General features: G+C 51.9%; 13 protein-coding genes and 1 pseudogene. 7 read left to right on the top strand and 7 right to left on the bottom strand.

The window, feature by feature from the left end; genetic code table 11:
• The first annotated feature begins 31 nt into the window (after positions 1-31).
• Positions 32-940: a transcriptional regulator FeaR gene (gene feaR, locus HV346_RS10480; RefSeq protein ID WP_181623420.1), complete on the top strand. Its 909-nt coding sequence runs from the start codon at positions 32-34 to the stop codon at positions 938-940.
• On the opposite strand, the gene HV346_RS10475 is transcribed toward feaR, so the two are convergent.
• From HV346_RS10475 to HV346_RS10460, 4 genes are all read right to left on the bottom strand, one after another.
• On the bottom strand, positions 941-1,261 hold the full coding sequence (locus HV346_RS10475; protein ID WP_181623419.1) for a YdbL family protein: 321 nt from the start codon (positions 1,259-1,261) through the stop codon (positions 941-943).
• A 7-nt stretch (positions 1,262-1,268) separates the two neighbouring features.
• Positions 1,269-1,460 (bottom strand): YnbE family lipoprotein, encoded by a 192-nt coding sequence (locus HV346_RS10470; RefSeq protein ID WP_181623418.1) that lies wholly within the window; start codon positions 1,458-1,460, stop codon positions 1,269-1,271.
• Positions 1,457-4,096 (bottom strand): YdbH family protein, encoded by a 2,640-nt coding sequence (locus tag HV346_RS10465; RefSeq protein ID WP_181623417.1) that lies wholly within the window; start codon positions 4,094-4,096, stop codon positions 1,457-1,459. Before HV346_RS10465 ends, HV346_RS10470 begins: the two co-directional genes overlap by 4 nt.
• Positions 4,097-4,296: 200 nt before the next feature.
• Entirely contained in the window at positions 4,297-5,118 is an 822-nt protein-coding gene (locus tag HV346_RS10460) for a DUF6694 family lipoprotein (RefSeq protein WP_181623416.1), read from the bottom strand.
• A gap of 322 nt (positions 5,119-5,440) precedes the next feature.
• Here HV346_RS10460 and HV346_RS10455 point away from each other — a divergent pair, with 322 nt between their 5' ends.
• From HV346_RS10455 to HV346_RS10445, 3 genes and pseudogenes are all read left to right on the top strand, one after another.
• Positions 5,441-6,430, top strand: a complete 990-nt coding sequence (locus HV346_RS10455) for a 2-hydroxyacid dehydrogenase (RefSeq protein ID WP_181623415.1) — start codon at positions 5,441-5,443, stop codon at positions 6,428-6,430.
• Positions 6,431-6,539: 109 nt separating this feature from the next.
• Complete coding sequence (locus HV346_RS10450) at positions 6,540-6,725, top strand: transposase domain-containing protein (protein ID WP_181623414.1); 186 nt, start codon at positions 6,540-6,542, stop codon at positions 6,723-6,725.
• Positions 6,679-7,083, top strand: a pseudogene (locus HV346_RS10445) (IS4 family transposase); the annotation flags it as partial. The gene HV346_RS10450 and the pseudogene HV346_RS10445, both read left to right, overlap by 47 nt.
• Before the next feature lie 81 nt (positions 7,084-7,164).
• On the opposite strand, the gene dcp reads toward HV346_RS10445, so the two are convergent.
• Complete coding sequence (gene dcp, locus HV346_RS10440; protein WP_181623412.1) at positions 7,165-9,204, bottom strand: peptidyl-dipeptidase Dcp; 2,040 nt, start codon at positions 9,202-9,204, stop codon at positions 7,165-7,167.
• A 142-nt stretch (positions 9,205-9,346) separates the two neighbouring features.
• Between dcp and ydfG the strand changes: the two genes are divergently transcribed.
• A complete protein-coding gene (gene ydfG, locus HV346_RS10435; RefSeq protein WP_181623411.1) occupies positions 9,347-10,093 on the top strand; it encodes a bifunctional NADP-dependent 3-hydroxy acid dehydrogenase/3-hydroxypropionate dehydrogenase YdfG in 747 nt (248 codons plus the stop codon).
• 92 nt (positions 10,094-10,185) lie between these two features.
• Entirely contained in the window at positions 10,186-10,872 is a 687-nt protein-coding gene (locus tag HV346_RS10430) for a GntR family transcriptional regulator (RefSeq protein ID WP_181623410.1), read from the top strand.
• A gap of 43 nt (positions 10,873-10,915) precedes the next feature.
• Here the strand turns inward: HV346_RS10430 and HV346_RS10425 are convergent, their stop codons facing one another.
• Positions 10,916-11,347 carry a universal stress protein gene (locus HV346_RS10425; RefSeq protein WP_181623409.1) on the bottom strand — a complete coding sequence of 144 codons (432 nt, stop codon included), beginning with the start codon at positions 11,345-11,347 and terminating at the stop codon, positions 10,916-10,918.
• A gap of 289 nt (positions 11,348-11,636) precedes the next feature.
• Here HV346_RS10425 and ydfZ point away from each other — a divergent pair, with 289 nt between their 5' ends.
• A complete protein-coding gene (gene ydfZ, locus HV346_RS10420) occupies positions 11,637-11,840 on the top strand; it encodes a putative selenium delivery protein YdfZ (RefSeq protein WP_181623408.1) in 204 nt (67 codons plus the stop codon).
• Between the two features lie 43 nt (positions 11,841-11,883).
• On the opposite strand, the gene HV346_RS10415 is transcribed toward ydfZ, so the two are convergent.
• The gene (locus tag HV346_RS10415; protein WP_181623407.1) at positions 11,884-13,347 is read right to left on the bottom strand and encodes a mannitol dehydrogenase family protein; all 1,464 of its coding nucleotides are present in this window, start codon (positions 13,345-13,347) and stop codon (positions 11,884-11,886) included.
• Positions 13,348-13,350: the final 3 nt, after the last annotated feature.

Genomic DNA, 13,350 nt, shown 5'->3' with positions numbered 1-13,350 from the left:
CGAAAACATTGACGGTGCAGCGAGATAAACAATGGCGTGTGCAAGCGAGCAGGAAAAGTATCAGCAATGGCTGGCGCAAATTAACCAGGTCTGTGGCCGGTTTGCGGCACGTCCCTTGTCGGGCGAATTCATCGGTGAACTGGAAACCAGCTACGCCAGAAGCCTGAAATTAAGCACCGTTACCACTGGCAGTGTTACCCTGTATCGTACCCGTGAGGAGATCAAAACCAGTAACGATGCCTGGTTCTACACCGTATTTCAGCTTGAAGGGAGCGCTGAAATTGAGCAGGATGATCGGCGTTCTGTCCTTAAAACTGGTGATATTACGCTGATCGATGCCTCGCGCCCCTGCTCTATTTCCTGGCAGGACAAGTCGCGGCAGATCTCACTCCTTGTACCTCGTCAGATCATCGAACAGCAGTGCCGTTTTCAGGAAGTGAGCTGTGCATTGGCCCTGTCCCGCAATTTGCCGACTGTGCAGCTGAGTTATCGTCTGTTGCAAGAAAGTATGGGAAATACCGCGTTGAGCGAGCGGGAAAGTGAAGCCGCGCTGGAGGCGATGATTTGTCTGCTACGCCCAGCCTTTCAGCAACGCGAATCTGCACAACCCCGCAAAGAACGTCAGTTCCAGAATGTGCTGTCGCTGATTGACGACCACATCCAGTCTGAAGCATTGCGCCCGGAATGGATTGCCTCGGAAAGCGGGATGTCGGTACGTAGCCTGTATCGCATGTTTGCTGAGAAAGGACTGGTTGTGGCTCAGTACATTAAAAATCGGCGTCTTGACCGGTGCGCGCAGGAGTTACGCACCACCCGCGACGACGAAAAACTGGCGGGAATTGGTTACAGCTGGGGGTTTGCCGACCATAGCCATTTTTCAACCGCGTTTAAGCACCGCTTTGGTATGTCACCGGGAGAGTATCGCAAGCGTTCCCGGTAGCTATTTCCGCAACCATTTGCCGTTGATCCCTTTCACATATTCTCCTGGCTGCGCGCGGGAAACCAATTTCTGCCCCGCCATTTTCGCCACTTCATCTACCGGCAGGTTATTGCTGTCGGCCAGTTTTTGGTAATTTTCTGTTCTCGCAGAGTTGATTTGATTCACCAGTGCCAACGTTTCCGCATCCTGGCGTAACGGCGCAATATAGCCGCTCAGGGTTTCCCCAACGCGCCCCTGTGCGCGGGCATCATTTAAGGTCAATGCCGCAGCCTGAACGTTCATCCCCAGAGCCAGTAAAATGAGAGCGAGTGTGCGTTTCATGACATCCTCAGAACAGATCGCTGCGTGATTTAAGCAAGGTTTCAACATCCTTATCGACTTTAATATGAATTTCGTGCTCGATTTTCACATTCATATTGATCGTAATCGGCTCTTTTGGGGCCGCGACTTCAATGCGCGGCGTACAGCCCGTCAGCAATACCACGACGCCTGCGGTGAGCGCACCAGCCAGCTTTTTCATTGTTGTTCCTCACTTTCCTTGCCTGTCGAACTGCGGGAATCAGGTATCGCCGCGTGTTGCTCAAACCATGTTTGCAAATTGTCCCCAAAACGCAGGCTGCGCCAGAGGGTAAATACGTTTTCTTCATGGGTGTAATTAAGATGCACAGTACTGCTTTTCCCCTCTACACGGCTGGTTCCTCTTATCGTGGCTTGCATGGTTAATACACCCAGATTATCTAAATTGATTTTCGTCCACGAGCGAGAAATTTCCATGTAACGAAGCCAGTTAATTGCGGCTCCGGCCACCATATTGTCTTTTACCACCGCATCCGCCGTATCTTTGTCGATACGCAGCGTCATGGGGCCAGGGTTGGTTAACCAGCCATCTTTGATGATCCATTTTTCGTTATCCAGCCAGAATGGCAGTGCACCGCTGACCGGGCCTGACATCGCAAACTGTTTCGGATTTACTGCGCTGATAAGTTCGCTGGTCGAGATATTCTGAACCCGCAAGAGCGCGGGATCGTGCTGTGGCATCCGCAATTGCTGCATGGTGATTTTGCCGCCAAGCGCATCAACGCTGACATTGGTCAACAGCAGCGGATTTTCATCGCTCCAGGGGTAATTGCCCTGCAAATCAGCCGAAATGTTGCGCGCGGTGACCAGGTTTACCACCTCTCCAATACGCAACATTACCGGGCCACGCGTGCCGAGTGACCAGGTTCCCTCGCTGAAACGGAATGGCAGGACAAAATCGACGCCGTTAATCTGGTTATCCGGCATCCAGGCGCTACCCGCCTTCAGCACGCCGTGACCACCGGCTTCAAAGCCTTGTCCCGCTGCCGCAGAGAAAGCCACCTGTGCGTAAAGGTCGCCCTCACGCAGCGTCATTTTCCAGTCAGGTGGGATCAGCGGTTGAAACACGGTGAGTGACTGTTTAGGCCACCAGGCCTGACCACGAAGCCGTTCGCCGTCCCAGCGCCCATTCACCTGGACTGGACCTATTTTTCCGGCATGGAGATCGCCTTTAAACTGGAAGAACGTTGGATCGCTGCCGTCCACACTGAATGTCAACACGGACGGCGGAAGCACACTGCCGCCGGTAAACGTGGTTTGTTCCGCATTCAGCGACAACGCGCCGCTAAAGGTCGGTTTTTCAGGATCGCGCATCCAGCGAACCGGTTTATCCAGGATCAGGCGCGGTTTATTGACCAGCATCGTGCCGTACTGAAGTTTGTCGAATCCGGTTGAGAGATCGGTGAGTTCAATGATGTTGTCACGCCATTCACCTTTGCCCGCGACATCCCAGCGCGCATTCATCGGGGTGAAACGCCCTTTTCCCCAGTAGCGCCATTGCCACAGCCCGTTATCAGGCAGGAAGTCGTTAGCCTGGCCATCCAGATGCAGGACAAAGTCCCCCATGTCATTCTCGTGCGCCCGCAGAATAGCCTGTAGCCGGCCATCGACCCCTTTCTGCGTCAGTTTGACACCCGCAAGCGGCCAACGAATTTCATCAATATTGAGGGAATTAATGATTCGGCCACGCGAACGTAATAACGCGCCAGGTTCAAATGCCAGTTGTGGATCGCTCAGGCTCCCGGTTAATCTTGCCGGGAGTTTGGCATAGAGGATCAGATCGTTTTGTTTGGCCTCACCGCTCAGGGATAACGGCATATCACTGTTCTGCATACTGAGCGTTCCTGGCCCAATATTCAGCACCGCGTTGCCTTTCCCTGCATCCCCGTGGGTAAGAACATTCAGTCGACCGGTCAATGTGGTTTTCTCAAGCCCTTCTTGCCAGTTCTCGGCCCGAAGGCCTACGCGGCCACTCAGCGGCATACCAGAGACATTCCAGTTCCATCGCCCGTCGCTGATAGTCAATTTTTGCGCCGTGATTTGCCACGGTAAATCGAGTAACGGATCGGGATTGTCACGAGCCATCACCACCAGTTGCCCCTGATTTTGCTCCCAGTCAAGATCGGCATCCACCAGCGAGGAGAGTTGCGGCACGTTAAATGTCGCCAGTGCGTGCCCTTTCACCGGCACGCCATCCGGAACAAGCGGTAACGTAAATTCGCCCACCAGCTTAACGGGTTGCGGGTAATCCGGCAGGTGAGCTTCGAATTCGCTTATCGTCAGGGTTTGACCGCGGAGTTTGCCCTGGATGTTCACTTGATCACCTTTATAGGTGATCTCCTGGACGGCAGGCGTCAACGACGCATGCAATTCGCCCTGCCACTGCCGCCAGGGTAATAACGTCAGCCGATGAATGGTGAGCCAGGTGTTAGGCAGAAGAGATTGCCACTCGGTCAAGGTTTTAGGCGCTGCTGTTGAGGGCGCTGTTTGGGGCAATTTACTCAAACAGGCCGTATTGAGTTCAAGCGCACCGATATCCATCTTCCAGCGACTGGGGTGAGCCAGGGTCGCATTTTCGACTCTGGCAATCTCACAATCGTCGACCAGATAGCGAAGGTCAGGGATCACGAGGGCGTGGCGGGACAGCCGGGGACTCTTCTCGAACGCGATGCGGGTTCCCACGGGCAACCAAATCCCGGCAAGCGTCGGGACCCACTGAGCGAGCGTCATCAGCAGCGTCAGCGGCAAAAGTACCAACAGCAAGAGTAGCGCTATCGCGGCTTTGTATTTACCCTTCATGGGCAGTTAATATCCTGATTTAGCGAAAAAAATAAGCCGACAGTGCCGATCATTGTCGCATGTTTAGCCCGTCAGTTGAAGTGAATGCCTTTTTAAGGATAGATGCTCTCGACCCAGGAGGGAAACTCTTTGCGGCTCCGTTTATTGGCAAAACAACAAGCCCCTGTAAAGGGGCTTCGTGATGAGCACACAACTGAGGTTTATTGCGATGTGTATTTGCTTTTCAGCATATCCAGTCTTTTTTGATCGTCTTCACTGAAGGAGCCTGAGTCAAAAAGTGCATTACCATCAGCCCCATCCAGTCTCACCACTTCTACGGTAAAGACCGCATCTTCTGGCGCCTGAACTTTTCCCCAGTCGGAAAACATATTCGGCAAAAGAGGCCAGTTGGCTTTTTCGCCAGGCTCCAGGCCGCCAGGGATTGAGTAGTTGAAGGTATCGACCAGCCAGGGAATGGTGCGTCCCGGTGAAGCAATAGTGCCTTTGAAATAGGCTCGCGAAACAGGACTCGTGGTTTTGTTTTCAACACTGAGTTCAATGACAGGACGAGGACCACCAAACTCTTGTTTTTCAAAGAAGAAGCGAGATTTGTTCACAACGAAATTACGCAGGGACGCTTTAGCCGTTTGCGACGCCGTTTTCTTCTGTTGCAGTTCTGCAATTTCCTGAAGCGCCTGCTGCTGTTCTTTTTTGGCTCTCTCAGCCTGAATAGCTTTCGCTTCGCTGATGATCTCTTCCCCTGTTTTGCCGTTTAACGCCGCTTTTACCTTCTCAGCTTGTGCGGTTGCGATCGCATCCCCGTTGCCTGAAAACGCCCCCGCCATGACCGCTTTCATGTCGACGTTACTCATCATTATCGTTGTTGCCGCGTCGCTAAACGCTTGTCTTTTATCTTCAGGAAGCGACTCTTTAACCTTCTGAAGCGAGGTTTTCATCGATTCGTCTGTTGACGTATCCACCTTTGGTTTATCACACCCAGAAAGCAACAAGACCAACCCGCAAGCAAACACCATTTTTTTCATTTTCATCTCCTTGATAATTATACTTTACGCCTCATAACTGAGGGGATGACAAACATCAGCCTCCCTCTTTTTGACGCTGTCGATCATGCTTTCTGGCCTCAAACCGGCCGTTCAGGCTTTATCAGCCAGCGCGCCTCCATTTCGCCATCTGTTCTGAGAAAACACAGGCTAATGAAAGTCGTGTAGTTTGAATATCATAGAGTTATTGGGTATAGATGCTCTAGAATTATTCATAGAACCCATTGAATTCAATAATATTTTATAAATTGTAAGATTATTTTAATCATGCTAACGTGAATGCAAAATCACTGGAGAAAGTCTTATGAAACTCGCGGTATATAGCACAAAGCAGTACGACAAAAAGTATCTGCAACATGTTAACGAGGCTTACGGATTCGAACTTGAATTTTTCGACTTTCTGCTTACCGAAAAAACAGCCAAAACAGCCAACGGATGTGACGGTGTCTGCATCTTTGTCAACGACGATGGCAGCCGTCCGGTTCTGGAAGAGCTGAAAAAACACGGTGTGAAATACATTGCCCTGCGTTGCGCGGGCTTTAACAACGTTGATCTCGATGCCGCCAAAGAGCTGGGTCTGAAGGTCGTGCGTGTTCCGGCCTACTCTCCGGAAGCCGTCGCGGAACATGCCATCGGCATGATGATGTCGTTGAACCGCCGCATTCACCGCGCGTATCAGCGTACCCGCGATGCGAACTTCTCTCTGGAAGGATTGACCGGTTTCACCATGTACGGCAAAACCGCTGGCGTGATCGGAACCGGTAAAATCGGTGTTGCCGCACTGCGTATTCTGAAAGGCTTTGGTATGCGTCTGTTGGCGTTTGATCCGTATCCAAGCGCTGCCGCACTGGAGCTGGGTGTGGAGTATGTTGATCTCCCGACGCTGTTTTCCCAGTCAGACGTTATCTCCCTGCATTGCCCGCTGACGCCGGAAAACTACCATCTGCTTAACCAGGCAGCGTTTGATCAGATGAAAGACGGGGTGATGATCATCAACACCAGCCGTGGGGCATTGATTGATTCCCAGGCCGCGATCGAAGCACTGAAAACCCAGAAGATTGGCGCGCTCGGAATGGACGTTTACGAGAACGAACGCGATCTGTTCTTTGAAGACAAGTCTAACGACGTGATTCAGGATGATGTCTTCCGTCGCCTGTCGGCCTGTCATAATGTCCTGTTCACCGGACATCAGGCCTTCCTGACTGCCGAAGCGTTAATCAGCATTTCCGAAACCACGCTGGGTAACCTACTGCAACTGGAAAAAGGCGAAACCTGTCCTAATGCGCTGGCGTAAGTAAAACAAACGGCAACCCACGGGTTAATGCCGATCAGTTAAGGATCGATTGACCGATCCGGTGGCTGGTGTAAAAAGGGTTCCATGTTCATGATGGAGCCCTTTTTAAATGGAACTTTATCAGGCACCTGGCATTATCAACGCCACCACTCCAGAGCGTGCCCGTAGTCTCGCCGACCTCATTCCCCCGGCGCTTATTCAGCAGGCACTCACGCTGACCGATACCGTCACTTTGCGTAAACGCAAGGCAGGTGCTGACATCACTGACAGACCCGAATCGTTATCCAGGCAATGACATCAGTGAGTTATATCGCCACCGCCGGGAAACAGAGCTGGGTTACCGGGCAGCCAGGCAGAGTATGCTGGACAGTCGATGGACGTTACGCAGTCGCCTGCCGGAACTGGTGAGGCAGGAGCTGTGGGGGGTTCTGCTGGCGTATAAGCTGGTGCGATATCAGATGGTGCAGATGGTGTTCCATCTGAAGGGAGATGATTTGCCTAACCAGCTTAGCTTCAGTGGAGCGATAAGCGAAATAATCCGGCTAGCGAAATGGCTGATATTACCGGGGAGAAGGGAGCGAAGTTACCCGCGGGAACTCAGGGTAAAGACCAGAAAATATCCGGATAAAAAGGTTGCTGGTCACCTTAAGTGACCAGCATTAACCCACGGGTTGCCGTTTTCGTATTGTTCTTTCTCACTGAGGGAGACGCCGGAGTGAGGCATCACGCCACACTTATGCGCTCAACCCACGATTCTTCAGCATCGGTTCAATTTTCGGATCGTGTCCACGCCACTCGCGATAGAGCGCTTCCAGATCACTGCTGTTACCGCGGGACAAAATCGCTTCACGGAATTTCTGCCCGTTCTCGCGCGTTAACCCGCCCTGCTCGACAAACCACTGATAGCCATCGTCGGCCAGCATTTGTGTCCACAGATAAGCGTAATACCCCGCTGCATAACCACCACCGAAAATATGGGCGAAGTAGCTGCTGCGATAGCGCGGCGGTACAGCAGGCAAATCCAGCCCCTCTTTTTTGAGGGCTGAGGCCTCAAAAGCCACAATGTCACCCACAGTGTCCTGGGCGTTGATGCCATGCCAGTTCATGTCCAGCAGTGCCGCACTTAACAGCTCTGTCATGTCATAGCCTTTGTTGAACTGAATCGCATTGAGCATTTTGTCGCGCAATGCATCAGGCATAGGTTCGCCGGTTTTATAATGACGCGCATAGTGTGCAAATACCTGCGGATGGCTTGCCCAGTGTTCATTAATCTGCGACGGGAACTCGACAAAATCCCGTGGCGTGTTTGTGCCTGAGAGCGTCGTAAAACGCTGGCTGGCAAACAGACCGTGCAGCGTATGGCCGAATTCATGGAACAGTGTCACCACGTCATCCCAGGAGATGAGTGCAGTTTGTCCATTCGCTGGCTTTTGATAGTTGCAGACGTTGTAAATGACCGGGCGGGCGGCAAACTCCACGGATTGCTCAACGAAGTTCCCCATCCATGCTCCGCCGCCTTTGGAGTCACGGGCAAAGAAATCACCGTAGAACAGCGCCATACCTTCGCCGTTGTGGTCAAAAATCTCCCACATGCGAACATCAGGGTGATAAGCAGGAATGTCAAAACGTTCGACAAAGCGAATGCCAAACAGCTGGTTTGCTGCCCAGAAGACGCCATCCTGCAAAACGGTATCAAGCGCAAAGTAAGGTTTAATTTGCGACTCATCCAGCGCATATTTCTCCTGTCGCACACGCTCGGCATAATGCGCCCAGTCCCATGCCTGTACGCTGAATCCTCCCTGCTCGTCATCAATGACACGTTGGATATCCGCCTGTTCTTGCTCTGCGCGTGCGCGTGCGGCTGGAACAATGCCGCGCATAAACGCCAGCGCAGCCTCAGGCGTTTTCGCCATTTGGTCAGCAATGCTCCAGCTGGCATAGTTTTCAAACCCAGTCAGTTTGGCCTGACGAGCACGTAACTCCGCGAGCCGACGCACAAGCTCACGGGTGTCATTCTCATCGCCTTTCTCGGTGCGCGACCAGCCAGCTTTAAACAGACGTTCGCGGATCTGACGCTCTTTCAACGCTAACAGTGCGGGTTGTTGCGTGGTATTGAGCAGTGGGATAAGCCAGCTGTTTTTCAGCCCTTTCTCCACCGCGGCCTGCGCAGCGGTAGCTTTCTCATCTGCGGTTAATCCTTCAAGCTGATGACTATCCTCAATCACCAGTCCACCCGCCTTATCCGCAGCCAGCAGGCGCTGATTAAACTGGCTTGTCAGGGAGGCGGATTCAGTATTTAACGCTTTCAGTTCTGCTTTTTGTGCGTCATTAAGGCGAGCGCCGGCGAGGATAAAGTGCTGGTGTGTGACGTCAACCAGACGACGCGCTTCGCCATCCAGTGAAGCGCGATCCTGCCAGATAGCGTCAACACGCGAAAACAGTTTGTCATTCAACCAGATATCGTTCGCCAGCTCGGCAAGCTCGGTAGAAAATTCTTCATCCAGCGCCTGCAGGTAATCGTTGGTATGTGCCGACGTCATGGCGAAGAAGACGTGAGTCACACGAGACAACATCGCGCCGCTTTTTTCCAGTGCCAGCAGGGTGTTGTCGAAATCAGGTACGGCCGTCTGGGCGATGATCGCATTAATCTCAGCACGCTTCTGACGCATTGCCTCATCAAACGCAGGACGGTAGTGGCTATCGTGGATAATATCAAAACGAGGAGCCTGGTAAGGCAACAGGCTGACTTCAAAAAACGGATTACTGACCGACATCGTTGACTCCTGAGAACGGGTTTCTCCCCAGAGTAGGACAGGCCGTCGCGGCCTGCAATCCCGTCATACAAATGTTGCCTTAACGCCTCCCCGGAGAGCGTGCTATGGTAATACAACATAAAAAGCGTTGAGGAACAGTGAGATGATTATTTTAGTTACCGGGGCGACAGCGGGTTTTGGTGAAAGCATCACGCGTCGCTTCGTCGCCAACGGGCATAAAGTGATAGCCACCGGCCGCCGTCAGGAACGTCTGCAAGAGCTGAAAGATGAGCTGGGAGACAGCATCCTGACAGCTCAACTGGACGTGCGCAACCGCGCGGCCATTGAAGAGATGATAGCAAACCTGCCTGCTGAATGGCGTGCAATTGATGTGCTGGTCAACAATGCCGGTCTGGCTCTGGGCCTGGAGCCCGCGCATAAAGCCAGCGTTGAAGACTGGGAAAACATGATCGATACCAACAACAAAGGATTGGTCTATATGACCCGTGCCGTTCTGCCAGGCATGGTTGAACGTAATCGCGGCCACGTGATCAATATCGGTTCTACGGCGGGAAGCTGGCCTTACGCGGGCGGTAACGTCTATGGCGCGACCAAAGCCTTTGTTCGCCAGTTTAGCCTTAACCTGCGCACAGACCTGCACGGCACAGCGATCCGTGTTACGGATATCGAGCCAGGTCTGGTCGGCGGCACGGAGTTCTCCAACGTGCGTTTCAAAGGTGATGATTCCAAAGTGGGCAAAACCTATGAAAATGCCAACGCGCTGACCCCTGAAGATGTAACCGAAGCTGTATGGTGGGTCGCCACGCTTCCGAAACACGTCAATATTAACACCGTTGAAATGATGCCCGTCAGCCAGAGTTTTGCCGGGCTGAGCGTACATCGCGGCTAACGTTTTCCTTCCCCGGCCTGCGGGCCGGGTATGTGATGGCAGGCAAAAGAATGGTAGTATATTGAGGTTAACTCTCTGAGAAATCACAACCCATGGCCGCTGAATCGCAACTCAACCCTACCCAACCTGTTAATCAGCAGATCTATCGCATTTTGCGACGCGACATCGTGCATTGTCTGATCCCACCAGGAACACCACTTTCCGAAAAAGAGGTGTCAGTCCGTTTTGACGTCTCTCGTCAGCCCGTCCGTGAGGCTTTTATTAAACTTGCCGAAAATGGCCTGATTCAAATTCGCCCGCAGCGTGGCAGTTATGTGAATAAGATTTCGCTTTCGCAGGTACGTAACGGGTGCTTTGTCCGCCAGGCCATTGAGTGTGCCGTCGCGCGTCGCGCCGCCACATTGATCGACGATAATCAGTGCTATTTGCTGGAACAGAATCTTCATCAACAACGCATTGCAATTGATCGTAAGCAACTGAATGATTTTTTCCAGTTGGATGACGAATTTCATCAGAAACTGGCTCAGGTTGCAGACTGTCAACTGGCATGGGACACCATCGAAAATATTAAAGCCACCATCGACCGTGTGCGCTATATGAGTCTTGATCATGTCTCTCCGCCGGAAATGCTGCTCCGCCAACATCATGATATTTTTAACGCACTGGAAAAACGCGATCTTGATGGTGTTGAAAAAGCCATGACGTTGCACTTGCAGGAAATTAGTGAGTCTGTGCAGTTAATTCGACAGGAAAATAGTGACTGGTTTAGCGAGGAATAATCCTGGCCGCATCCCGTGATATTCATGGGACGCGGCGGGGATATTAGCGAACCACTAATACCGGGATAGTGGCATAACGTAATATGGATTCGGCATTTGAACCGAGCAGATGCGTTGTGATACTTGGGTTTTTTGAACCGATGATAATCATGTCATATTCACCCTCTTTGCTCATGGCGATAATTTCGTCGCGCACGTTACCGAACCGTACAGTACTGAGAATATTTTCTGGTTCGATATCAAATAAGCGTTTTAATTCCTTCATCTTTTTTTCTGATTCTGCGGTCATAAACTCCTCGAACTTTTTAATGTCCGATGAAAAACCGCGAAGCAAAGAACGGCTGCTGCTGGGCAAAATGTTCACCAGGGTGATCGTTGCGCCCTCCATCTTTGCCATATTAGCTGCATGACGAACCGCTTTATCGCTTAAATCCATTTCAAACACATCAACAGGCATCAAAATTTTCTTGTACATAAGCCTGGCTCCTTATTCCGATGAAAGAGTTGTTTTCTGCATTAAGAGTGACATCTGTTATATCAACGAAACCTAAACGATTACAGGACAAAACTATCAATAAAAGCAAATAATTGTCCGCTTTGTAAATACACGTCGTGAACGGTCAGTCCCCACCAGAATTGAGAAAAAAGTGTGAGTTTGATCAAAAACAAAAAAATGAAACGCCGACAGGCGTATTTATAGTACGCCGTGAACGGCAGACCTATAAATATCGCCGAGACGGATGAGTAACAGAGGAGAAAATACCATGATGACTTATGATCGTAACCGTAATGCAATTACCCCTGGCAGCCGTGTCATGATTAATGGCACAGGCCATACCGGTATTATTAAAGCGATTCACAGCAAAGGCCTTGATGCCGCGCAGGTGCGTCGTAGCAAAACAGTGGAAGTAGAAGGATGCGAAGGCAAGTTTGAACCGGTGGAACTGATTCGCCTGGGTATGCACTAAAACGTGCGGATACATGCCGCCGCCATCGGCGGCATGTGGTAATTCACATCTCTGCAACGTATTGCGCGACGGTCGCTTTCGCCCCTTTTTGCAGTAACGTCTGATAAGCTTGCAACACTGCGTCGACAAAGACCGCTTCTTTTGGTAACTCTTTGCCAAAAATAGCCTCAATAGCCAGCAGCGCTTTCACTCGGTTTTCACCTTCCTCACTGCCCTTCACTGCCGCCTGGATCACGGCGAGTTGCGGATCGCTCACCTCAATAGCCTCGCCCTTCTCATCGACACCGCCGACATAGCGCATCCAGCCTGCCACGCCCAATGCCAGTAACGGGAAGCTACGCTGATGCACAAGATGCCAACGCACGGAATCCAGCATACGCTGCGGTAATTTCTGGCTGCCATCCATCGCAATTTGCCAGGTACGGTGACGCAATGCCGGGTTGCTGTAGCGTGCAATCAGCAGGTCGGCATAGTGGCCTAAATCAACCCCTTTCACTTTCAACGTCGGCGCTTGCTCTTTCAACATCAGTGCATGTGCGGCCTGGCGATAATGTTCATCTTCCATGCAATCGTTAATGTGCTGATAACCTGCCAGATACCCCAGATACGCCAGGAAAGAGTGGCTTCCATTCAGCATGCGCAACTTCATCTCTTCAAAAGGAATGACGTCTGATACCAGTTCTGCTCCTGCTTTTTCCCACTGTGGACGGCCGGCAACAAAGTTATCCTCAATCACCCACTGACGGAACGGCTCACAGGCGACTCCCGCCGGGTCACGCACACCCGTCAACTGTTCGATTTTATCGAGCGTCTCAGCGGTAACCGCCGGAACGATGCGATCCACCATGGTCGACGGGAATGTCACATTGGCTTCAATCCAGTCAGCCAGTTCACCGTCCACTGCACGAGCATACGAACAGGTTACGTTACGCATCACATGACCATTTTCTGGCATGTTATCGCAGGACATCACGCTGAATGCAGGCAAACCCACCGCTCTACGGCGTGCCAGGGCTTCAACAACCACACCCGGAGCAGACTTCGGCTGATGTGGGTTTTGCAGGTCAGCAACAATAAACGGGTGATCGAGCATCAATTGCCCGCTCGCCGGAGAATGGCAGTAACCTTTCTCTGTAATGGTCAGAGAGACAATCGCGACTTGCGGTTCACACAGGGCTGCCAGCACCGTTTCCAGGCCATCCACCTGAGCATGCAGTGCCGTTTTCACCACGCCGACGACACGTGAAGTCCAGGCATCGGAAGACATTTCTGCAACGGTGTAAAGATTATCCTGAGCCTTGAGATCGGCAATTTGCTGCTCGCCGCCAATCAGGTTAACTTCGCAGTAACCCCAGTCGCTACCGTGGTCGGCAGCAAGAATATCGGCATAGACCGCCTGATGCGCGCGGTGGAATGCTCCAAACCCTAAATGGACGATGCGGGCTTTAAGGTTCTCGCGATCGTACTGAGGAAGCGTGGCTTTCGCCTGTAATAACCGGTTTTCCATGAT

The organism is Enterobacter sp. RHBSTW-00994 (assembly GCF_013782625.1).
In the GTDB taxonomy this organism is placed as follows: domain Bacteria; phylum Pseudomonadota; class Gammaproteobacteria; order Enterobacterales; family Enterobacteriaceae; genus Enterobacter.
Note: the sequence above shows the minus strand (reverse complement) of the source record. Positions and strands in the feature narration are given on the sequence as shown.

Excerpts from the sequence above, each read along its gene's own strand:
- feaR (WP_181623420.1), top strand. The coding sequence starts at position 32 with ATGGCGTGTGCAAGCGAGCAGGAAAAGTATCAGCAATGGCTGGCGCAA.
- HV346_RS10455 (WP_181623415.1), top strand. The coding sequence starts at position 5,441 with ATGAAACTCGCGGTATATAGCACAAAGCAGTACGACAAAAAGTATCTG.
- ydfG (WP_181623411.1), top strand. The coding sequence starts at position 9,347 with ATGATTATTTTAGTTACCGGGGCGACAGCGGGTTTTGGTGAAAGCATC.
- HV346_RS10475 (WP_181623419.1), bottom strand. The coding sequence starts at position 1,261 with ATGAAACGCACACTCGCTCTCATTTTACTGGCTCTGGGGATGAACGTT.
- HV346_RS10430 (WP_181623410.1), top strand. The coding sequence starts at position 10,186 with ATGGCCGCTGAATCGCAACTCAACCCTACCCAACCTGTTAATCAGCAG.
- HV346_RS10415 (WP_181623407.1), bottom strand. The coding sequence starts at position 13,347 with ATGGAAAACCGGTTATTACAGGCGAAAGCCACGCTTCCTCAGTACGAT.
- HV346_RS10425 (WP_181623409.1), bottom strand. The coding sequence starts at position 11,347 with ATGTACAAGAAAATTTTGATGCCTGTTGATGTGTTTGAAATGGATTTA.
- HV346_RS10460 (WP_181623416.1), bottom strand. The coding sequence starts at position 5,118 with ATGAAAAAAATGGTGTTTGCTTGCGGGTTGGTCTTGTTGCTTTCTGGG.
- HV346_RS10470 (WP_181623418.1), bottom strand. The coding sequence starts at position 1,460 with ATGAAAAAGCTGGCTGGTGCGCTCACCGCAGGCGTCGTGGTATTGCTG.
- HV346_RS10465 (WP_181623417.1), bottom strand. The coding sequence starts at position 4,096 with ATGAAGGGTAAATACAAAGCCGCGATAGCGCTACTCTTGCTGTTGGTA.
- dcp (WP_181623412.1), bottom strand. The coding sequence starts at position 9,204 with ATGTCGGTCAGTAATCCGTTTTTTGAAGTCAGCCTGTTGCCTTACCAG.
- HV346_RS10450 (WP_181623414.1), top strand. The coding sequence starts at position 6,540 with ATGGAACTTTATCAGGCACCTGGCATTATCAACGCCACCACTCCAGAG.
- ydfZ (WP_181623408.1), top strand. The coding sequence starts at position 11,637 with ATGATGACTTATGATCGTAACCGTAATGCAATTACCCCTGGCAGCCGT.